The sequence below is a fragment of the Candidatus Caldatribacterium sp. SIUC1 genome (genome assembly GCF_051549785.1).
GTDB lineage: Bacteria > Atribacterota > Atribacteria > Atribacterales > Caldatribacteriaceae > Caldatribacterium.
This window is the reverse complement of sequence record NZ_CP189974.1, coordinates 1,367,347-1,386,689: the sequence shown is the minus strand read 5'-3', so window position 1 is coordinate 1,386,689 and position 19,343 is coordinate 1,367,347. Positions and strand designations below refer to the sequence as shown.

General features: G+C 53.1%; 18 protein-coding genes. 4 read left to right on the top strand and 14 right to left on the bottom strand.

Annotated elements, in window-relative coordinates; genetic code table 11:
• Nucleotides 1-95: 95 nt before the first annotated feature.
• Entirely contained in the window at nucleotides 96-578 is a 483-nt protein-coding gene (locus tag ACP6EK_RS07240) for a TlpA family protein disulfide reductase (protein ID WP_438314683.1), read from the bottom strand.
• Between the two features lie 162 nt (nucleotides 579-740).
• Between ACP6EK_RS07240 and ACP6EK_RS07235 the strand changes: the two genes are divergently transcribed.
• On the top strand, nucleotides 741-1,715 hold the full coding sequence (locus ACP6EK_RS07235; protein WP_438314680.1) for a hypothetical protein: 975 nt from the start codon (nucleotides 741-743) through the stop codon (nucleotides 1,713-1,715).
• Here ACP6EK_RS07235 and ACP6EK_RS07230 read toward each other — a convergent pair.
• Nucleotides 1,666-2,166, bottom strand: a complete 501-nt coding sequence (locus ACP6EK_RS07230) for a ribonuclease H-like YkuK family protein (RefSeq protein WP_017889800.1) — start codon at nucleotides 2,164-2,166, stop codon at nucleotides 1,666-1,668. The two genes, ACP6EK_RS07235 and ACP6EK_RS07230, sit on opposite strands and share 50 nt — an antisense overlap.
• A 39-nt stretch (nucleotides 2,167-2,205) precedes the next feature.
• On the opposite strand from ACP6EK_RS07230, the gene ACP6EK_RS07225 reads away from it, so the two are divergent.
• Nucleotides 2,206-2,910, top strand: a complete 705-nt coding sequence (locus tag ACP6EK_RS07225) for a protein-L-isoaspartate(D-aspartate) O-methyltransferase (protein ID WP_438314677.1) — start codon at nucleotides 2,206-2,208, stop codon at nucleotides 2,908-2,910.
• Here the strand turns inward: ACP6EK_RS07225 and ACP6EK_RS07220 are convergent.
• On the bottom strand, nucleotides 2,860-5,148 hold the full coding sequence (locus ACP6EK_RS07220; RefSeq protein WP_438314674.1) for a hypothetical protein: 2,289 nt from the start codon (nucleotides 5,146-5,148) through the stop codon (nucleotides 2,860-2,862). The two genes, ACP6EK_RS07225 and ACP6EK_RS07220, sit on opposite strands and share 51 nt — an antisense overlap.
• Nucleotides 5,149-5,191: 43 nt before the next feature.
• Here ACP6EK_RS07220 and dut point away from each other — a divergent pair, with 43 nt between their 5' ends.
• Both dut and glgP read left to right on the top strand, forming a co-directional pair.
• Nucleotides 5,192-5,626, top strand: a complete 435-nt coding sequence (gene dut, locus ACP6EK_RS07215) for a dUTP diphosphatase (RefSeq protein WP_438314671.1) — start codon at nucleotides 5,192-5,194, stop codon at nucleotides 5,624-5,626.
• Between the two features lie 16 nt (nucleotides 5,627-5,642).
• Nucleotides 5,643-7,370 (top strand): alpha-glucan family phosphorylase, encoded by a 1,728-nt coding sequence (gene glgP / locus ACP6EK_RS07210; RefSeq protein WP_438314668.1) that lies wholly within the window; start codon nucleotides 5,643-5,645, stop codon nucleotides 7,368-7,370.
• Between the two features lie 52 nt (nucleotides 7,371-7,422).
• Here glgP and ACP6EK_RS07205 read toward each other — a convergent pair whose 3' ends face one another.
• From ACP6EK_RS07205 to ACP6EK_RS07155, 11 genes are all read right to left on the bottom strand, one after another.
• Nucleotides 7,423-7,623 (bottom strand): cold shock domain-containing protein, encoded by a 201-nt coding sequence (locus ACP6EK_RS07205; RefSeq protein ID WP_017873240.1) that lies wholly within the window; start codon nucleotides 7,621-7,623, stop codon nucleotides 7,423-7,425.
• A gap of 99 nt (nucleotides 7,624-7,722) precedes the next feature.
• Nucleotides 7,723-8,781, bottom strand: a complete 1,059-nt coding sequence (locus tag ACP6EK_RS07200) for a protein-glutamate methylesterase/protein-glutamine glutaminase (protein ID WP_438314664.1) — start codon at nucleotides 8,779-8,781, stop codon at nucleotides 7,723-7,725.
• Nucleotides 8,782-8,787: 6 nt separating this feature from the next.
• A complete protein-coding gene (locus tag ACP6EK_RS07195) occupies nucleotides 8,788-10,290 on the bottom strand; it encodes a chemotaxis protein CheW (RefSeq protein ID WP_438314661.1) in 1,503 nt (500 codons plus the stop codon).
• 13 nt (nucleotides 10,291-10,303) lie between these two features.
• A complete protein-coding gene (locus tag ACP6EK_RS07190; RefSeq protein WP_438314658.1) occupies nucleotides 10,304-12,256 on the bottom strand; it encodes a methyl-accepting chemotaxis protein in 1,953 nt (650 codons plus the stop codon).
• A 24-nt stretch (nucleotides 12,257-12,280) separates the two neighbouring features.
• A complete protein-coding gene (locus ACP6EK_RS07185) occupies nucleotides 12,281-13,771 on the bottom strand; it encodes an Hsp70 family protein (protein ID WP_438314655.1) in 1,491 nt (496 codons plus the stop codon).
• Nucleotides 13,768-14,118, bottom strand: a complete 351-nt coding sequence (locus tag ACP6EK_RS07180) for a hypothetical protein (RefSeq protein ID WP_438314652.1) — start codon at nucleotides 14,116-14,118, stop codon at nucleotides 13,768-13,770. The genes ACP6EK_RS07185 and ACP6EK_RS07180 overlap by 4 nt, the downstream gene beginning before the upstream one ends.
• Nucleotides 14,111-14,890, bottom strand: a complete 780-nt coding sequence (locus ACP6EK_RS07175; protein WP_438314649.1) for a ParA family protein — start codon at nucleotides 14,888-14,890, stop codon at nucleotides 14,111-14,113. The genes ACP6EK_RS07180 and ACP6EK_RS07175 overlap by 8 nt, the downstream gene beginning before the upstream one ends.
• A complete protein-coding gene (locus ACP6EK_RS07170) occupies nucleotides 14,859-16,877 on the bottom strand; it encodes a chemotaxis protein CheA (protein ID WP_438314647.1) in 2,019 nt (672 codons plus the stop codon). The genes ACP6EK_RS07175 and ACP6EK_RS07170 overlap by 32 nt, the downstream gene beginning before the upstream one ends.
• A 6-nt stretch (nucleotides 16,878-16,883) precedes the next feature.
• On the bottom strand, nucleotides 16,884-17,258 hold the full coding sequence (locus tag ACP6EK_RS07165) for a response regulator (protein ID WP_438314644.1): 375 nt from the start codon (nucleotides 17,256-17,258) through the stop codon (nucleotides 16,884-16,886).
• A complete protein-coding gene (locus ACP6EK_RS07160; protein WP_438314641.1) occupies nucleotides 17,255-18,142 on the bottom strand; it encodes a CheR family methyltransferase in 888 nt (295 codons plus the stop codon). Before ACP6EK_RS07160 ends, ACP6EK_RS07165 begins: the two co-directional genes overlap by 4 nt.
• Nucleotides 18,143-18,145: 3 nt before the next feature.
• On the bottom strand, nucleotides 18,146-19,240 hold the full coding sequence (locus ACP6EK_RS07155) for a HEAT repeat domain-containing protein (RefSeq protein ID WP_438314638.1): 1,095 nt from the start codon (nucleotides 19,238-19,240) through the stop codon (nucleotides 18,146-18,148).
• Nucleotides 19,241-19,343: the final 103 nt, after the last annotated feature.

Here is a 19,343-nt window from a genome sequence, read left to right as displayed (position 1 = left end):
AAAAATTTCCAGAAGTCAACGAGGTCTTATAAAAAATTTTCCAAAAGTGAGGGAAGCTTCCGAGAGGAAGAGAAACAACTGTTTTTGTCTCAGCCTCAAAGAATGGATTCAAGATATTCCCTAAGCTTTTCAGGAGAGACCTTCCCTACCGCTGTGGAAACAATTTTCCCCTGCCGGTTGAAGAAAACCAGGTGAGGAAGGAAAAAGACCCCAAAGTCCCTGCTTACGGAGAGATCCTGATCCACCACCACAGGATACCGGATGCCCTGGCGCTCGGCGAACTCGCGTACTTCCTCAGGGTACTTGACACCAACACCGACGATGACAAGACCTTCTTTCCTGTAAGCCTCATAGAGCTCGTTGAGGAGGGGAACTTCCTCTTTGCAGTCCTTACAGCGAGGAGAAAAGAAATACACAATAAGAGGACGACCGGAAAAACGGCTCAGACGAATACGGCGATTGTTGAGGTCGTAAAGGGAGAAATCTTTCTCAAGATGAGGCCGGGAAAGGGAGAAAAACGTATATATCCCTGCAAAAACCGCGATTCCGGCAAGAATCCAGAAAACGCGACGTCCCACTCTTCTCACTCCATTTCCTACTATGATGATAATTCCAGTAAGAATTATTTCAGGGCTTCCCCTTCCAGTCAAGACCAGAAGGAAAGAGAAAAGAAATTCTCCAGAAGACTTGCCCCACAGGGGGCACAATGGCTATAGTTGTTCTGGAAAGGAGGACAGCCTATGGTCACCATAGAACGTGTTGCTCTCTGGGGATGGAATAACAACATCCGCATCACTAATGGCACCGTGGAGGTTGTGGTCACTACAGATGTCGGTCCCCGAATTCTCGTACTTCGTTTTGTCAACGAAAAGAATCTCTTCAGGGTTTTTGAAGAGGAGTGCGGAATTTGTGGAGGGAACGAATGGCACCTTTTCGGAGGACATCGTCTCTGGCACGCCCCGGAAGCTCGCCCTCGCTCGTATTCTCCTGACAATGACCCAGTCGCTTTCACCCCTAAGGAGCGGGGAGGAATCTTCACCCAAAGGGTTGAAGCGCTCACTGGGATTGAAAAGGAAATCGAGGTGGTCATGGATGACGAGGGGAACCACCTCACGGTCATACACCGCCTTACCAATCGAGGAGTCTGGCCTGTGGAACTTGCCCCCTGGGCTCTTTCGGTCATGGAACGGGGAGGAATAGCCATCATCCCTCAGGAACCCTATCAGAGCTGGTCAGAAAACCTTCTGCCTGTACGGTCACTGGCCCTCTGGGGGTATACCGATATGTCCGACCCCCGCTGGCTCTGGGGAAAAAGATACGTCACCCTGCGACAGGATCCCGAAAAGACCTCTCCACAAAAAGCAGGCTTTGGCAACCGGCTCGGGTGGGGAGCATATTTCCTCGAGGGGTACCTCTTCGTCAAATACGCACCGTACCTCCGGGGCGCCCCCTACCCCGACATGGGCTCCTCCTTTGAAACATACACAGACCACCGATTCCTTGAACTCGAAACCCTGGGACCTCTTGTCCGTCTTGAGCCTGGGGAAACAGTGGAGCATCGAGAAGACTGGTTCCTGTTCAGGGGCGTCGCCTGCGAAGACACCGAGGAGAGCATTGCCGAAAACATCCAGCCCCTGGTGGAAGAAGCCCTCAAGGAAGGAAGCTTTATGTGTGACGGTGGGCAATATGAGAGGCGCCAAAGGACTCGGGTTTGACTTTGGCCACAAAACCCATGCTCTCAATCATGCCCACAACCTCACGAATCAGATTCCGGGTAGGACCGTTCTGACCAACGTCGATGTGGATTTCCACATTGTAGTTTGAAAGGTGGTTTCCGGGGAAACGGTGAAGGAAATCCACAAGCCTCTGAGACACCTGGAGCGAGAGGTAAGCTTCGTGGTAGATAATGTCACGAATGGTTCGCACGTCTTTCAGATACACTCTCCTCCAGAAGTACCGCCCTCCAAAACCCACCCGGTGGACAATGAGGGCAGTGACGAATGCTCGAACAGGAGGAGTTTCCTGAACGTCCTTCGAATCGGTACCAATGATAATCCGGTACTGGCGCTCCGGTTCTTCTCGGATGAATTCGAAGAGAGAAGAAACAACGGCCTCAAAGTCCAGTACTCCGTATGTTGGACTGTGAAAAAGCAACTCCTGCATCATGGTCTTATTCTACCACGCTTTAGGAAAGGAGATGAGGAAGTGAAAAAATTTCTCTGCCTTTTCTTCCTTACCCTTTTTGCCCTCCCTGCCTTCTCCCAGGAAGACCCCTTCGCTCAGGCGCGGGAGAGAATGCTTGAACAAGACGTCATCGCCCGAGGTATTACTGACCCCCGGGTCATTGAAGCCCTGCGCCGTGTTCCTCGCCACCTCTTCGTCCCCAAAGAACTGGAGAAGCTGGCCTACGAAGACACCCCGCTTCCCATCGGGCACGGGCAAACCATCTCCCAGCCTTACATTGTGGCCCTCATGACCGAAAGCCTCAGAGCACAGCCAGGTGAGAGAATCCTTGAGGTGGGCACTGGCTCCGGGTACCAGGCAGCAATCCTCAGCGAAATGGGGTGCGAGGTTTATACGGTGGAAATCATCAAAGCCCTGGCTGACGAGGCACGGGAACGCCTTTTTCGGCTTGGGTACAGGAACGTTTCGGTTCTCTGGGGCGATGGATATCTCGGCTGGGAGGAAAAGGCCCCCTTTGATGGCATCATCGTCACCTGCGCCGTGGACCATCTCCCTCCCCCGCTCCTTCAGCAGCTCAAAGAGGGCGGGAGGATGGTTATCCCTGTCGGCCCACCCTGGAGCATTCAAAGCCTCCTTGTTGTGGAAAAACGCAAGGATGGCATCGTCACTGAGGACTTAGGAGCGGTTCGCTTTGTTCCCCTCACCAGGGAAAAAAGGATAGAGTAACAGGGAAAAAACCAGATAGGCAAGAACGGCAAAAAACAGGGCTATCCAGAGCCCCCAGAAAAGCGAAACAAGGTGGGCGAGGAGGGAGGAAAATACCGAGAAAAAACCGTTCCAGGCAAAGACTTCTCCAAAAAGGTAAGGCGCAGTGCGCCGGATGCTCTGGGAAAGGAGAGGAAAGGGGAAGCCGAGGAACCACCCCACAAGGGCAAGAATCGACAACACGACACAGAGACTCCCCAGGGACGAGAAACCGAGTAATGTCTCCCGAAGACCAAAAAGACCAAGGAAACACCCGAGAAGAACAACAGCATGGCTCAAAAGGAGGAATCGAGGAAAAGCCGTCCCTCTGCAAAAGACGAAAAAGCTTCCAAGACCGGAAAAGAGAAGGAGCACGCCAAGAAGAAGGGAAAAGGCGTACAGAGGGAATCCCAGAAGCATGTGGAGGTAAACGATGAGAGGAATTTCCACAAACATGAAGCCCGCACCCGTGAGCACTCCTCCCAGGGAAAACCGAAACCGGTACTTGGAGGGTGGGCGTCTCCTTAAAAAACAGGGAAGGAGGATGAAAAACCCCGAGAATCCACCCATCACAGCGAGTGTAAAGAGGACAACGAGAAACCCTGCTCCTCCAAAGGGGAGCCAGCGCTTTCCCACCTCTTTCAAGGCTTCCCCAAGAGCTGAAAGACGCAGGAAATTCCCGAAATACGGCCGGCCGTCTCGGGGAGGCCGAAGGTCAAAGAGCTCGTTACCCTTCCCTTCTAAAGCCGTGCATACGGCACGGTAATACCGCTTTCCAGTCTGGAACACCCTCTCCATTTCTTCCTCCCCCCACGGGCCGTATACGAGGTCGAAAGCGTACTCTCGAACCAGGGAAAAGATGCTTTCAAGGTCATCCTGGGTCCAGGGGGTCTTTTTCACAAGAAGGAGAGCAAAGTCAAGACTCTTCACCACAAGGAGGCGTTCCCGCAGCTCTTCTTCCCCCAGGACCTCTCTTAAAAGAAGAACGAGTTTGGGAAGAACAGAAGGAGGATTCTGGAGGAAAAGGGAGAAAACCGCAATTCCCCGGGCATCCAGAGCCTGAAATAGATTCTTGACTCCTTCAATGGTCAGAAGAAAATCCTCCTCGAAAGAGAACCCTCCTGGAAACACCGTGGCCCTTCCCACAGGAACCCGAAGAACCACCATGTCCCAGAAAGCACGCCTTGCAGCAATGAACTTTCGGGGAAAACCCACATGAACACGGGCAGGAAAGAAAGGAACATGCTCCTTGAGAAAGGTGAAAAACAGAGAGGATTTCGTAACAAAGTCAATGGCCTGTACCCCTGCTGCATGGGCGGCATACACTGCAAGCCCATCCCGCTCTTCCACCACCAGGACGCGATCCGGCCGAAACGCCTGAAAGGGAAGGAATATGAGGAGGTGCTCGAGAAAGGCGGAGTTCACCCTCTGAGGGAAATACGTGGTGGTTACGCGATCGTGTATCAGGACGAAACTCTCGGGAGGAAGCCCCTGAAAAAGCGGGCTCAGCCCCAAACCGGAACGTGCATGAGGAGAAGCAAATACCTCGAGATACTCTGCAGGATTCCGGTAAACCCCAAGGAGATAAGTGTCGGGCAAAGCAGTGATCGCCCGGGAAGGAGCGTAGGGGGAAAGGAAAGGCTGCAGGGGAAGAAACAGAAAGGGAAGAAAACACAAAGCGAAAAGCCTCCTCTTCCCCTGGTTTCCTGCAAAGATAAGGAGGACGAGCAACGCAAAAAGCACACGGAGCTCGTCAAGTACAAAAAGGAGCAGGAAGGCCCCACCTACTCCAAGTGCAGACCCGACGAAATTCAAGGCGTAGAAGGAAGGAAAAAATTCCGGGAAAAGCTCAAAAGCATTAACCTGAAGCAGGCCGTGGAAGAAAAAGGGGAAGAAGACAACGAAAAGAAGTCCCCCAAGATACACCCACTGCAGTGGGTGCACAAAGAACTGGTATACGTCAAGGGGAAGAAAGAGAAAGACCGCAATAGAGGCAAGGAGGGAAAGCCCAAAAAGAGAAAAGACAAAACGCCGGAAGCGCTCTGAAATGAGAGGAGAAAGGGTTCCCGATGCTCCGTATCCCAGGGTGGCTAAAGCCACAGGAAGCGAAACGAAATGGTGTCCAAAAAGGAAGGCAAAAAGCCGGAAAAGGACCATTTCTCCTGCCAGGCAGGCGAAAGCCACAAGAAAAACACGCTGTGCCAGGACTTTCCTCTCCATCTCCCCTCCCCTCCGGTATAATATTACCAGAGGACCGGGGCACATGAGGAAAGAGATCGTCATACGATTCAAGCGGCTTACAGAACGAGCACGCCTTCCTCGATTCGCCTACGAGGATGATGCCTGCTTTGACCTTTTCAGTCCCTGCGACCTTACCATCCCTCCAGGAGAAAGCGCAGTTGTCGACCTTGAAATCGCTTCCGAGTTTCCCCCAGGTTATGAAGTCGTCATCCGTCCCCGAAGTGGCATGGGAATCCGCCATGGTATTATGATCCATCCGGGGACCATTGATGCCGGGTACCGGGGAAGCTGGGTTGTGCGTCTTTTTAACTTTGGCACTGCTCCATATCGCATTTGCCAGGGAGACCGCATCGCTCAGGGAGCCCTCCGGGAAGTTCCAAGAGTACGGATCGTTGAGGCCTCCACCCTTTCCCCCACCCAGAGAGGAGAACGGGGCCTTGGATCAACAGGAAGGTGAGGAAGGAGGACACCTCATGGAGATTCTGGAAAGCCTCAAGAGAGAGCCAGTCATTGCCTATCTCTCGATGGAAATCGCCCTTTTCAACGACATCCCAACCTACAGTGGTGGCCTTGGTATTCTTGCCGGAGATACAGTACGGTCTGCGGCTGATCTCTCTTTGCCCTTTGTGGCGGTAACCCTTGTGAGCCGCAAGGGATACTTCCGGCAGGAAATTACCCCCGAGGGGTGGCAGGTCGAGCATCCGATGGAATGGGACGTGGAAAAAATCCTCACTCCCCTTCCCCAAAAGGTCACGGTCACCATAGAGGGCCGAAAGGTTACGGTAGGAGCCTGGGTGTACTTCTGGCGAAGCTTCATCGGAAGCATTGTTCCAGTCATCTTCCTTGACACGGACCTTCCGGAGAACAACCCTGAGGACCGGACCATCACGGACTTTCTCTACGGTGGCGATCGACGATACCGGCTGAAACAGGAGATTGTCCTTGGTATCGGAGGAGCCCGCATGCTCAAAGCCTTAGGATTTGAGGTACGGAAGTACCACATCAACGAGGGTCATGCAGCCCTCATCACACTGGAACTCCTCCGACACAGTCCCCAATTTGACCCGGAGTTCGTGCGAGCCCGCTGCGTCTTCACCACCCACACCCCTGTGGAAGCAGGACACGACAAATTCGCCTACGACCTTGTTCGGGAAGTCCTCGAAGAGCTTGTTCCTTTCTCTGTACTCCAGAAGTACGGAGGAGAGGACCATCTCAACATGACTCTTCTTGCCCTCAACCTCAGTGGTTATGTAAATGGGGTTGCCCGTCGCCACAGCGAGGTCTCCCGTCACATGTTCCCCGGGTACGCCATCCACTCCATCACCAACGGTGTCCACAGTTTCGCCTGGACGAGCGAGAGCTTTCGTGCACTCTTTGACCGGTACATCCCCGGCTGGGCATATGAGCCGAGTTTTCTCTCCCGGGCGGACATCATTCCTGACGAGGAAATCTGGAGAGCACATCAGGAGGAAAAGCGGAAACTCCTTCAGTTCGTGAAAGAAAAAACCGGTGTCGAAATGGACGAACATGTCCTGACTATCGGTTTTGCCCGGCGGATGACGGCTTACAAACGACCGCTCTTCATTTTTTCCGACCTCACACGTCTTCGAAGGATCAAACGAAAAGGGCCGTTCCAGATTATTTTTGCCGGGAAAGCCCACCCTCAGGACTGGGAGGGGAAACGGTGCATTCAGGAAATCATTCGTCTTTCCCGGGAACTTGCTGCGGACATCAAAATCGCCTTTCTCGAGAACTACGACCTTGACATCGCCAAAAAAATGGTGGCGGGAGTTGATGTGTGGCTCAACACCCCCATGCGGCCCCTTGAGGCTTCAGGAACAAGCGGCATGAAAGCTGCCCACAATGGCGTGCTCCACTTCAGTGTTCTCGATGGATGGTGGATTGAGGGACACGTTGAGGGAGTCACGGGCTGGTCCATAGGACCAGAGAGCGAGGCAGGAAAAACTCCCCAGGAACTCCTTGAGGAAGAAGTGGATGACTTCTACAACAAGTTAGAATACCTCATCATTCCCCTGTACTACGCACAGAAAGACCACTGGCGGCAGCTCATGAAAAACGCCATTGGGAAGGTTGCCCCGTACTTCAACGCCCACCGTATGATGCGCCGCTATGTGACCGAAGCCTATTTCCACCAACCCCTCCTCGTGAACCACCTCATCCAGGAGGAAACAGCAAGCTGAAACGAAAAACAAAAAAGCCCCGGCATGCGCCGGGGCTCCTCTTTTCGAGGACTCAGAGTTTTCTCACCCGCACTGCCTGAGGACCCTTTGTGCCCTGCTGGACTTCGAATTCCACTGCCTGTCCCTGTTCCAGGGTCTTGAAGCCACTTCCCTCAATAGCTGTGTAGTGCACGAAAACGTCTCCACCTTCATCAGACTCGATGAACCCATACCCTTTCGTCGCGCTGAACCACTTCACCTTACCGGTTGGCATTGAAACTGAAACCTCCTAAAAAGAAGATTCAGGGTTTGCGCAAACCCAAAAGCATGGTAGCACTCCTTAAGAATTGTGTCAACGCAAGAACAGAAAAAATCATTCTGACCGCAGGCCCACGACCCGGATAATCTCGCGAGCAATGTCGTGGGAAGGGAGGACTTTCTTGGCACCCCCTCTCCTGATGGCTTCCTGAGGCATCCCGAAGACAATGGCGGTCTCCTCGGACTCGGCAATGGTGTATCCGCCAGCCTCGTGGATTTTTCTCATGGCTTCGGCCCCGTCGCTTCCCATCCCGGTCATAAGGACCCCTACGGTCTTTGGGCCGAAGTGCTCAAGGACCGACTCCATCATAACGTCTACAGAGGGCATGAACATGCAGGGGGGCAGGGTAGAGAGAAAAATTCTCAAGTCTTTACCCCTCTTTTTAAGTTTCAGATGATATCCCCCCTTTCCGACATAAACAACACCGGGTTGAACGAGCATGCCATCCTCAGCCTCAACCACTTTAAGCCTGCAATACTTATCAAGCCGCTCAGCATACTGGCGGGTAAACTCCGGAGGCATGTGCTGAACGAGGAATACCGCAGCGTTGAGGTTCTGCGGGAGAGGAGGCAGTACCTCATAGATAGTCTTGGGACCACCGGTGGAAATTCCAATCGCCACGGCAAAGAAATCCCCCACAGTCTCTCCGGGGAGTTGTTTTCCCAGAGAGACTGTGGAGACCTTCGTGACTCTTGTAGCCAGACGCCGGACATTAACTTTTGTTGCTGCCCTAAGCTTTGCAATGAGTTCGTCTCTGACAACTCCTATGTCTCTTGAGATTGTTCCCCCAGGCTTTGCCACGTAATCAAAGGCCCCAAGCTCCAGGGCCTGAAAGGTCGCCACTGCACCATCCTGGGTCAGAGAGGAAACCATTATTACCGGGCAGATCTCCTCTTCGACAATGATTTGCAGGGCCGTGAGACCATCCATGCGGGGCATGTTGACGTCCATTGTGACTACGTCTGGACGGAGCTGGCGTGCTTTAAGCACTGCTTCCTCCCCGTCTCGAGCCGTGTCCACCACCTCAAAGGACGGGTCGGACTCGATGATTTCTCGCAGCAACCTTCGCATCAGTGCAGAGTCATCGCAAACAAGCACCCTTTTCTTCCTCATAGAGTTTCACTCTGCACGACGAAGCTTCTTTTGAGAACCTTCCTTGCCACCGTCTTTCACCTTGCTATCCTTCCTCACCTTCTCAAGCTCTTCTTTTTCCTCCTCGGCAAGTACCGCGCCAAGGTCAAGAAGGAGGATCATCTTCTGTTCCGAAAGTTTCACAAGGCCCTTCACAAAGCGGCTGGCCTTGTTCCCCAGGATACCGGGCGACGAGGCGATGTCCTTCTCCGGATACTTTCCCACTTCCTTTACGGCATCCACGATAAAGCCGGTTTTCTGCCCCCCAATATCTGCCACGACGATTCTTGTGAATTCGTCGTACCCTCGAGGGGGAAGGCCAAACCTCTTGCGTAGGTCAATGACAGGGATGACCTCTCCTCTTAGGTTTACAACTCCTTCGACGAAAGAGGCAGTATGGGGAACCCTGGTGACCTCAGGAAGTCGATTAATTTCCTGAATTTGTTCAATGGGAACCCCAAAGAGCTCATCCCCCAAGGCAAAGACAACGTACTGGTTTTCTTTGCCCCTTGTCTCCACCACTTCTCCCTCTCTTTCGCTTCTGCCGGCTTCTTCCCCAAGAAGGGTAACCTCCTCACTCACCAGCTTCTGCGAGTTCAGGAGCAAGACCATTTCCCCATCCACTTCAACAATGCCCTTGAGTTCTCCACCAAGCTGTTGCTCCAGAAGCTCCGGAGGAGATTTAATTTCGCTCTCCACCACTCTCAGGACCTTGTGAATGCAGTCGACAACAAAGCCTACTCTGGCCCGAGAAGTCTCTACCACAACGACTTTGGTGAACTCGTCGATTGCGGAAGCTTCCATTCCCATCTTCAGGCGCAGGTCGACAACAGGAAGGATTCCATCCCTCCGCTGAATGATTCCCCGAACATAGAAAGGAACGTTGGGGATTTCGGTTGGCTGGGTGTAACGGATAACCTCCTGGATATCTCTGATGTCGATAGCGTAGACACTGTTGCCCAGCTTAAAGCTCACAAGCTGGCTTTCGGTCACCGCTTCTTTCCTTCCCGCTTCTTCTCCGGCCTCGAAGCTCAGCATCTTTCCCTTTCTCTCCTGCTTTTCCTGGTTCTCCCATTCGAAAAGCTTGTCTACGTTGAAAAGGAGGTAGAGTTTCTTTCCATCTCCGGCTTTCGCAACACCCTCGAGGAAGTCACCCTCGGCCCCAATACCTTCCCTTCTCTCGATGTTCCCTTCCTCGAGCACTATTGCTTCGGCCATCCGGTCAACGATTGCTCCTACAATTTCTCCGTCTTTCTCAAAGACCACCACCCGAGAGAGTTCATCAAGGGGCTTCGCTTCAAGACCAAGCCTCTTTCGAAGGCTTACTACCGGGAGTATCTCTCCGCGGAGGTTCGCCACACCCTCCACATATAGGGGGGCAAGGGGTACCCGAGTGAGCTCAGGTACCCTGACAATCTCCCGCACGGTCCCTACGGGAACCGCGTAGGTTTCCTGGCCTATCTCGAAGGCTATGTACTTTCCGCCTTTCATCCCCTCTCCCCCCTCACTCGGACTGGAGCTCATCAGCCACTGCTGCGATCTCTTCAATTGCTTTCGCCAGCTCTTCCATACCCTTTGCCTGTTCCTGAGCAGCCTTGCTGGCCTCCTCAATGCTTGAAGCGGCTTCCTGGGCAGCTGCGTTAATCTGTTCAACAGCCTTCTGCGCTTCCTCAAGAGCAGAGACAATCTGGTCTACTTCCCTGGCAATCACGTCGAAACGACCTACCAGGTCATCCATAACCTGGGCAATGTTCTCAAGGGCATTCGTACTCTCCCGGGACCTCAGCGCTTCCTCTTCTGCCTTCCTACCGGATTCGTTGATATCCACAGACACCACGGTCACCTGCCGCTGGATACCCCGCACCAGATCCTTAATCTCTTCGACATTGCGGCTGGACTCATTGGCGAGATTCCGGATATCGTTGGCAACCACTGAAAAGCCCTTGCCATATTCTCCGGCTCGTGCAGCTTCGATGAATCCGTTGACTGCAAGCATATTCGTCTGAATGGTCACTTTGTCTATGACGTCCACAATCTTATCGATACGCCGAGCCCTCTCATCAAGAGCATCGACGTTTGCTGCCGTCTCACGGTAGAGCCTGGTGGACTGGAGAATGCCCTCAATCATCCTGGTGGAAGTTTCGCGATTCTTGACCACACGGTCCTTGAGCTCAAGAAGAAGCTTTCGGTCCTCTTCCACCGTCTTCTGGAAAGAGGTCATCATTTCGGTGAGCTTCCGGCTGATCTCTGCGCCTTTTTCCGTGGACTCAGAAAGAAGCTGTGCTCCTCTGGAGAGTTCCTGAAGGGCTTTGGCGATTTCTTCAGAAGCACTGGAAGCTTCTTCAATATTCGCAGAGAGTTCCTCAGACATGGCTGCCACTCCTTCAGCCGACTTCGTTGTGTCAGTAGACGTCTTGAGTTCTTCGCTAACCTCCACAAGTTCCTGAGCAGCGACGTTAATCTCCGAAAGGGCTTTGCTCTGTTCGGCCACTGCTTTCCGGGCCTCCTCTGCTGCCGATGCCTGTTCTTCGGAAGCTGCAGCAACGTTCTCCGCCACTTTCAGAAATTCCCCACTCATGACCTCGGCTTCCTTTATAGCGCTTTCCAGACTGGCCATGTGTTCCACCAACTCCTGGAAGCGCCCTCTTATGTCCTCGAGCTCCCTGGTCACTTCTTTCCCAAGTTCCACCTGTTTCTCTGAATCCTGGACGATAGTGGCAATGTTTTCCACCACCTTCTGAACTGCATTCTTGATCTCCCCCACTACTTCCCTTATTTGCCGCGCCGAGTTTTCCGAGATTTCTGCCAGGTTCCTTACTTCATCCGCGACCACGGCGAAACCGCTTCCATGCTCTTCAGCGCGTGCCGCTTCAATGGCGGCATTCAGGGCAAGAAGGTTCGTCTGGTCGGCAATCATCACCACCGCTTTGACAATCTCCTCAATACGATTCGACTGGTCCTCAAGCTTTTTGATAAGCTGAGCAGATTCCTGATTCCTCGAAGCGGCTTCTTGGATGTTCTCGATAAGGTTCCGCAAACCACTTGCCACCACACCAGCTTGGTTCTGGGCAGCAACGACTCTTTGAACCATTTCTGAAACGAGCTTGCGGATGTTCTGACCACTTGCGTTGATCTGGTTCACCGCTGCCCGGCTCTCATCAGCAGCCGAAGAAGCCTGCTCTGCTCCTGCAGCAATCTGCTCCATCGACTTTCCCAATTCCTCAACTGCAGAGTTCAGCTCTTCCACCGCAGAGAGCATCTGGGCAGCTGAAGAAGCAATCCTCTCGATCATGGCCTGTCGCTTGGCGAGTGTCCTGGCTTTCGCTTTCTCCTCGGCTCTCTTCCTTGCCATTTCCCTACGGAGTGCGAGTTCGTTCTCCTGCTCCTCCTTCACTGCAATCCCGGTTTTCTTCTCCTCCCGATACGATTCCGGCACTGCGAGCTTCTTGACCGCCATTATTGAGAACCTCCTTCCAGTTTTTTAAAGCACTTCAAGTCCCGGACCTCTTCGCTCCGGGAAATCTATTCCTCCTCCATCTCCCCAAAGACCACCGGTGATGGTCGCTTCTTCCGTCCTTCCCGTATCGAGGTCCACCGCGGAAACGTTCAGAACACCGCTCTCGTCAAGATGAAAAACCACTTCGAGATTTGCTTCTCCCTTCTTCCACTTTCTCTCCGAACGGAAACAGAAATTCCCAAGGGAAATGAGCCTCCCTCCATCTCTCTCCTGAAGAACCTCCACGATAGCCTCCTCCTGGTCGTCACGGGTGTTGGTGAAAAGGCGCGAGGCAACCGCTGGATACACCGTTCCCCTTTTGAGGATAGGTACAAAGTTTCCCTGGTCATCGAGGACCCCCAGGGAGTGGGGAAGAATGTCGCGGAGTTCCACTTCCCGAATCCTTCCCTCGATAATCCCTGCCTGTATCGCTGCCCCCAGTGCCACCACCTCGTCAGGATTCAAGCTGTCACAGAAGGTCACAGGAATTCCCTGGAAGAGCCGCCGTACCACCTCCCGGAACCGTGGGATTCGCGAGGATCCCCCTACAAAAACAATGGTTTGCACCCAATCCTTTGTGAGGCGGGCTCTTTCAATAGTCTCCTCAATGAGGCTTTCTACCTTTTCAAAAATCTGGGCGCAGAGATTGTTCATCCTTTCACGAGAAAGGGGAAGACGGACATGCACAGGACCTCTCTCAGAGAGGGCGATATAGGGAATAACGATGGTTGTCTCTTGAACAGTGGATAGGTCGATCTTTGCCCTCTCGACATGGAAATAGACCTGTTGCAGGGCTACCGGGTCCTGTGAAAGATCGATCCCCTCGGCTTCTTTCACTGCATCAACAACGTACCGCACCAGGATATCGTCGACGTCACTTCCTCCAAGCTCTGTACTCCCTCCGGTGGCCATTACTTCAAACAAACCTTCAGAGAAATGCATCAGGCTAATATCAAAAGTCCCACCACCAAAGTCAAGGACAAGGAGGTTGTTCTCCCCGGAAGCATGGAGGTTGTAGGCCAGGGCTGCCGCCGTCGGTTCGTTGAGGAGCTTCACCGGAGTCATACCCGCAAGACGTGCCGCCCGGATGGTTGCCTGGCGCTGGTTGTCGTCAAAGTATGCAGGAACCGTGATAACCGCCTGGTCGACCTCCCTCCCGAGGCATGCCTCAGCGTAGTTCTTCAACTTCCGCAGGATAAGGCTCGATATCTCCGAAGGTGTGTATTCCCGGCCGAAGATGCTGTAGCGGAAGGGGGTCCCCATTTTCCGTTTTACCCTCACAACTGTCTGCTGGGGATAGAGGAGCATCTGGGAACGGGCCAGCTCTCCAACAATGACTTGCCGCTCATTCTTGAAATAGACCACCGAGGGCGTCAAACGGCTCCCCCGTTCGTTGATAATAATCTCCGGTCTTCCTTCTCTGGTAATCCAGGCAACAAGGGAATTGGTGGTCCCAAGGTCTATGCCCACAATCATGCCTCACCCTCACCCCGCAGAGTATTCCAGTTCTCCCGGATGAGCTGGTTCTGAGGATCAAGGCCCAAAGCCTCTTCCAGGTACTGGAGTGCAAACTTCCGGCCCTTCTCCCCATAGTGCTCGTAGAGGATCAGGGAAGCATTGTTCAGCGCTTTGGCTGCTATCCTGGGGTCCTCTCTTCTTGAGGAGAGGAGGTAGTAGTGAAAGGCCTCGATGAACCTTCCCTCTTGTTCGAGTCTCTTTGCCTCTTCGAAGAGAGAACCTTTTTCTTCAACCTCGTCGACGCCAAAAAGCTCGGCCAATCCCCTCCCCAGAGGGGGTCTCTTCCGCCCGTTTCCCCTATCCATCTTCCCCTATCCTCTGCAGTACCTCCTCGACAAAGGCCTGATAGTCCTGAGCCCCTCGACTGTGGGGGGCATACTGAAAGACAACCTGTCCAAAACTCGGGGACTCCATGAGCCTCACATCCTGGCGAATGGGAAGGAATACCTTCTCTTTGCCGAAGTTTTCCTGAAGCTGTCGCACAACCTCCCTTGCCACCCGCGTCCTCCCGTCATACATCGTTGGAACCACCCCCAGAAGACGGAGCTCCGGGTTAAAGTAAGCATTGACCCGGTAGAGGGTTCGCATCATCTGGGCCAGTCCCGCAAGAGAGAGAAAGTCGACCTTTACAGGGATGATGAGAAAGTCACCGCTCACCAGAGCGTTCAAGGTGAGCAACCCTAGAGAAGGAGGGGTATCGATGAGGACAAAATGATACTCCTTCTCCACCTCGAGAAGGAAATTCTTCACTATGGCTTCCCGACGGGGGAACGAGGAAAACTTTGCTTCGAAACCGCCAAGTTCCTCGCTGGAGGGAAGGAGGTCGAAACAAAAGCTCTTGTGGATAACTTCCTTCATAACCACTCCATCCTCGACAAAAGCACAGAGGGCTTCAAAAATTCCTCTACTCACCTTATAGGGCAACATTCCCGCATAGAGAGTGGCATGGGCCTGACTATCCAGGTCGACGAGGAGAACTCTGAATCCTCTGTCTCCCAGGGCAAAGGCGGTGTGGACTGAGGTGGTTGTCTTCCCACTCCCTCCCTTATGGTTGGCAAAAACGAGAACCTTTGCCATCGAACGTCAATCCTCCAAGAGTTAGTTCCACCAGGCGCTCCGGGTTCAGGATAAGGATCGTCTTTCCGTCACCCCGGATCGTCGCTCCGGAAAAGAGCCCCCAGGCAGAAGCACACTTTGGAAGGGGCTTGACAAGGAATTCTCCTTCCCCCGTATAGCCATCTACCGCCAGGGCGCACTTCCCTCGACTCACCTGGAGAAGCACCAGAGGGACCATGGCGTCCCCTGGAGTTCCCCGGGAAGCACCGGGCAGGAGAAGGTTTCCGAGGAAAAGAAGCGGTATGACGTCACCCCGCACCCTGACAAAAGCAACGCCATGATGGTTATGGACATCTTCAAGCGGAACCTTTAAAAGGGCCTCCACATTCTCAAGGGGTAGAATAAACTCTTCCCCCCCTACCTGGACACCGAGGCCGGAAACAACAGAAAGAGAAAGGGGAATCTTCAGTTCCACTGTGGTTCCCTTGCTTGCCTGTGAAGCAAGCTTCACCTCTCCCCGAATGCTCTCGATGTTCGCCTTCACCACATCCATGCCTATCCCGCGTCCTGATATTTCGCTGACTCTGTCCGCAGTGCTGAACCCAGGAAGGAACACAAAATTGACCACTTCTTCATCACTGAGCTTCAGAACTTCTTCAGGGCTTGCAAAACCCTTCTCTACCGCCTTTGCCCGGATCCTATCCGGGTCAAGGCCCCTGCCGTCATCCTCGACCTGAACGACTACGTTGCCACCCTGCTGAAAGGCCCGCAAAATCACTTTCCCGACCGGCGGCTTTCCGGCTTTCTTCCGCTCTTCAGGAGTCTCGATACCATGGTCGACAGCATTCCTCACAAGATGGGTGAGGGGGTCAACCAGCATCTGGGCCACGCCCCGGTCAACCGATGTATCCCGTCCCTCGACGATGAGCTCAGCCTCCTTCCCCAGCTCCCTGGCTAAATCCCTCACCATCCTCCGGTAACGGTCAAAGAGCACTCCGAGAGGAACCATGCGCATCGAGAGAACAACGTTCTGAAGACTGGTCAAAATGTGGCTAAATTCAGTAAAGAGAGCTTTGAACTCCCGGATAAGAGGGTGTCCTTCCGCCTTCCGGAGGAGGTACCCACAACGGTTCCGGAGGGTAAGGAGTTCTCCCGAAAGGTTGACAAGGGTGTCAATCTTTTCCTGATCCACCCGTATTTTATGGAAATCCTGGAAAACCGGGGGCTTTTCTTTCCTCTCCGGCTGGAGGAGCCCTCTCTCCGAAGAGGCACTGACCCCCTCAAACTCCTGACAGAGTTTCTGGTACACCCTTTCAAGCCCTTCCCGATTGCCTTCCCGGCAGGCGGTTCGAACCTCTCCAAGGAGGGTTTTCAGACCTTGAAGATTCTCTCCTTCGCACCCTTTTTCCAAAAAGAGGGCATTCTGCTCCAGCAACTTCCAGTTCGGGTTTTCGCTCCGCAGACAGTACCTGAAGAGCTCAAGAAATTGAACGCCAAAATCCCTAAGGGCACGGTTACCGGCCCCTACGCTCTGGGTGTTCTCCTGAACCGGGAGATGAGTAGTTTCCTGACCTCTCAGAGCGAAAGCTTCTCTCCGGAGGTTCTCGATGAGCTGATCGGTGCCCTCCCGGGACCCCCCAGAAAGACCTTCCCGGAGAGACCTCAGAATATCTATGCCCCTGTAGAGGAAATCGAAAAATCCCTGGCCCGGCTCCGCTTCCTCTCCCTCTACCTGCTGCACAACTTCTTCAAGGAGATGAGACACCTCTTCGATTTTCTTCACCACCTCTTTGAGCTCTGCCTCCTGCAGGAGCGAGAGGAGGACCCGGGAACCTCCCTTAATGCTGTGGAAGCTTCGCATCAGGTTCCGGAGAAATTCCCTGGAAGCTGGGTTCTTCTCAAGCTCAAGGAGACTCTCTTCGGAGAGCAAGATATTCTCTTCGAATTCTTCTTTGAAACTCTCAACCTGCTGGGTGACAAAAGAGTCGTCGAAGAGGAACCTGTCCACCCTTATCTATTTTCCCCCAAGAAACATCCCGATACTCTCAAGAAGGTACGCCGGCTGTGCGGGTTTCGTAATGTAATAGTTCGCCCCCGCTTCGAAGCCCTTCTCCTTGTCCTTTGCCTCGTCAAGAGTGGTCACAATGATGATGGGGATATGCGAGAACTCCTGAGAACCTCGAATCCTCCGAATAAGGGAGAGTCCATCCATGTTGGGCATGTTGAGGTCCGTTAAAATAAGGTCGATATCCCCTTCAAGGTAGAGGAGCTCCAGGGCTTCTGCACCATCCTGGGCACTCAGAACCTTAAAACCTGCACTTCTTAAGATGTAGGCGTGGAAGTTCCTCGTTACCTCTGAGTCGTCGACAATGAGAATTTTCTTACTCACTGCACACCTGCCTCCCTGAGAGGCGAGGAAGCATCCGCACTCTCGGGTTTTTGGTACACCAGGTACCCTCCCATTCTCCGCAGGGCAAAGGCTGTGGAAATCCGGCTGAGGGATTCACTGTGACCCAGAAAGATGTATCCTCCCGGCTGAAGCATCAGATAGAAGTTCTCCACCACTTTCCTGCGAACCTCGTCAGAGAAGTAGATAAGGACATTCCGGCAGAAAATAAAGTCGAAAGAAGAAATCCCCAAACTCAGAACTTCGTCCCGATCCGCAAGATTCACCTGCTTGAAAGTTACAAGGTCCCGGAGAGTATTCTTCACCCGATACGTACCGTTCCCCAGGTTGTCAAAGTACCTTTCAAGATAAACCCTGGGAACATCTCTAACAGACCTTGTATCATAAATGCCCAGAAGCGCCCTATCCAGGGCTTTTCTGTCGATATCCACTGCCACAATCTTCGCCAGAAGGGAATCAACGCCTTCGACCATCTCTCTCAGGATGATGGCCAGAGTGTATGCTTCCTCTCCCGTGGAACAGCCCGCCGAGAGGAGACGCAATCTCGTGTTGAGAAGGCCCTTTTTCTTTCGCTCGAGGACATCGGGGAGGCAGTGCTCGGCAAAGGCCTGAAGCTGAGGGAATTCTCTGAAGAAGTAGGTCTCGTTTACCGTAACCTCCTCAATGAGTTCCTGGAGCTCCCGCCCCTGACGGTCGAAGAACCGGAGGTAACTCAGGTACTCCTCAGGGTCCTCTATCCCCAGCTCCTCCATTCTTTTCTCCACTCTCCGCTTCAGGAAGTAGACTTTCTCGTCCCCCAGGTGGATGCCACTTTTGGCGTAGATGAGCTTGCGTAGCTCCACAAATTCCCGAAGGCCGAATTCCATCCCCTAATTCCCTCCAGCAGGAAGCGGTGCTTCAAGGTCCCTAAGAATCTCTGCCGCAATCTCTCGCAGTTCCCGGCTCTCTTCACGCACCGCGAATTCTCTCAGCTTCTCTATCCCCTCTGGAGTTCTGAGCTTTGCCAGTCCCTCAATGGCTCCAAGCTTGGCAAAGAAGTTCGGGTGAGAGAGATGCGCAAGGAGGAGCTTCTCCACATCCTCCCCTCCTATCTCTGCAAGGAGCACGAGAAGCTCATAGCGGTTTGAGGAAGGGAGAGCAGAAACAAGAAGCTTCTTGAGGAGGGTCTTGACTCTCTGGACATCCTCATCGGAGAAATCCTTACGGTGTCTTGAAATCAGCCCCTTCAGGACGTCGATGAGTTCTTTGCCAGCGATGTTTCCCTGTCCTTCGAAGATAGCCTCGATTTGGGGAAGAAAACTCAGGTCTCCCTTCTCCGAGAGGAAACGGAGGTAAGAGAAAAGGACAAAGCAATTAATGTCCCGCGGGTCTGCAAACTTCCGCTGAACCACCGCAGTAGAGTTGCGGTTTCCAATTCGGGCAAGAGCCTCAAGGCAGGTGCACATGAGGAAGGGGTCTTCGGCCCTCTCGAGGATGTCATTGATTGCATCGGCGAAGCGGAAACCCTCCATTTTCCCAAGGTACTCTACTGCCGCAATGACGTTGTTGACATCGGGGTCCTGAAGACCCCGGGCAATAATATCAACCGCAAGGGGATTCCTTGTCTGGAACAGAGCATCAAGGGCGAGCTTACGGACATGCTTATTCGGGTGATTCACAAGCCTTGCGAGTTCCTTCAGAGGCGCTTCAAAATGAGCTGAAAGAACGGTTACGGCAGCATTCCTCACGAAGACGTCGTCTGACTCAAGGAGAGGGATAAGTCTTGGTACGAGGAAAGAGGTGGGGTAACATTTCAGGGTTTCAAGAGCAGCCTCCCGCACAATCTGAGAAGGGTCGTGCTGCAGGAGATCAACAAGAACTTCCACAAAGGTTTCTTTGGGTTCCCTCTGGACCTCCTCAATGCCCTTGAGCCTTGAAAGCTCGTCATCCGAGGCGAGAAGCTGAAGGATTGATTTAATTTCCATAAGCTTTACCTCTTCAAAATAAACATTGCTTTTTTAAGTAAACTTTGCCTCTTTAAACTCAGTCTAATTATATTTTTGTTAAGAACATGCTAAAATACTACCT

Excerpts from the sequence above, each read along its gene's own strand:
- ACP6EK_RS07235 (WP_438314680.1), top strand. The coding sequence starts at position 741 with ATGGTCACCATAGAACGTGTTGCTCTCTGGGGATGGAATAACAACATC.
- ACP6EK_RS07230 (WP_017889800.1), bottom strand. The coding sequence starts at position 2,166 with ATGATGCAGGAGTTGCTTTTTCACAGTCCAACATACGGAGTACTGGAC.
- ACP6EK_RS07220 (WP_438314674.1), bottom strand. The coding sequence starts at position 5,148 with ATGGAGAGGAAAGTCCTGGCACAGCGTGTTTTTCTTGTGGCTTTCGCC.
- dut (WP_438314671.1), top strand. The coding sequence starts at position 5,192 with ATGAGGAAAGAGATCGTCATACGATTCAAGCGGCTTACAGAACGAGCA.
- glgP (WP_438314668.1), top strand. The coding sequence starts at position 5,643 with ATGGAGATTCTGGAAAGCCTCAAGAGAGAGCCAGTCATTGCCTATCTC.
- ACP6EK_RS07205 (WP_017873240.1), bottom strand. The coding sequence starts at position 7,623 with ATGCCAACCGGTAAGGTGAAGTGGTTCAGCGCGACGAAAGGGTATGGG.
- ACP6EK_RS07200 (WP_438314664.1), bottom strand. The coding sequence starts at position 8,781 with ATGAGGAAGAAAAGGGTGCTTGTTTGCGATGACTCTGCACTGATGCGA.
- ACP6EK_RS07195 (WP_438314661.1), bottom strand. The coding sequence starts at position 10,290 with ATGAAAGGCGGAAAGTACATAGCCTTCGAGATAGGCCAGGAAACCTAC.
- ACP6EK_RS07190 (WP_438314658.1), bottom strand. The coding sequence starts at position 12,256 with ATGGCGGTCAAGAAGCTCGCAGTGCCGGAATCGTATCGGGAGGAGAAG.
- ACP6EK_RS07185 (WP_438314655.1), bottom strand. The coding sequence starts at position 13,771 with ATGATTGTGGGCATAGACCTTGGGACCACCAATTCCCTTGTTGCCTGG.
- ACP6EK_RS07180 (WP_438314652.1), bottom strand. The coding sequence starts at position 14,118 with ATGGATAGGGGAAACGGGCGGAAGAGACCCCCTCTGGGGAGGGGATTG.
- ACP6EK_RS07175 (WP_438314649.1), bottom strand. The coding sequence starts at position 14,890 with ATGGCAAAGGTTCTCGTTTTTGCCAACCATAAGGGAGGGAGTGGGAAG.
- ACP6EK_RS07160 (WP_438314641.1), bottom strand. The coding sequence starts at position 18,142 with ATGGAATTCGGCCTTCGGGAATTTGTGGAGCTACGCAAGCTCATCTAC.
- ACP6EK_RS07155 (WP_438314638.1), bottom strand. The coding sequence starts at position 19,240 with ATGGAAATTAAATCAATCCTTCAGCTTCTCGCCTCGGATGACGAGCTT.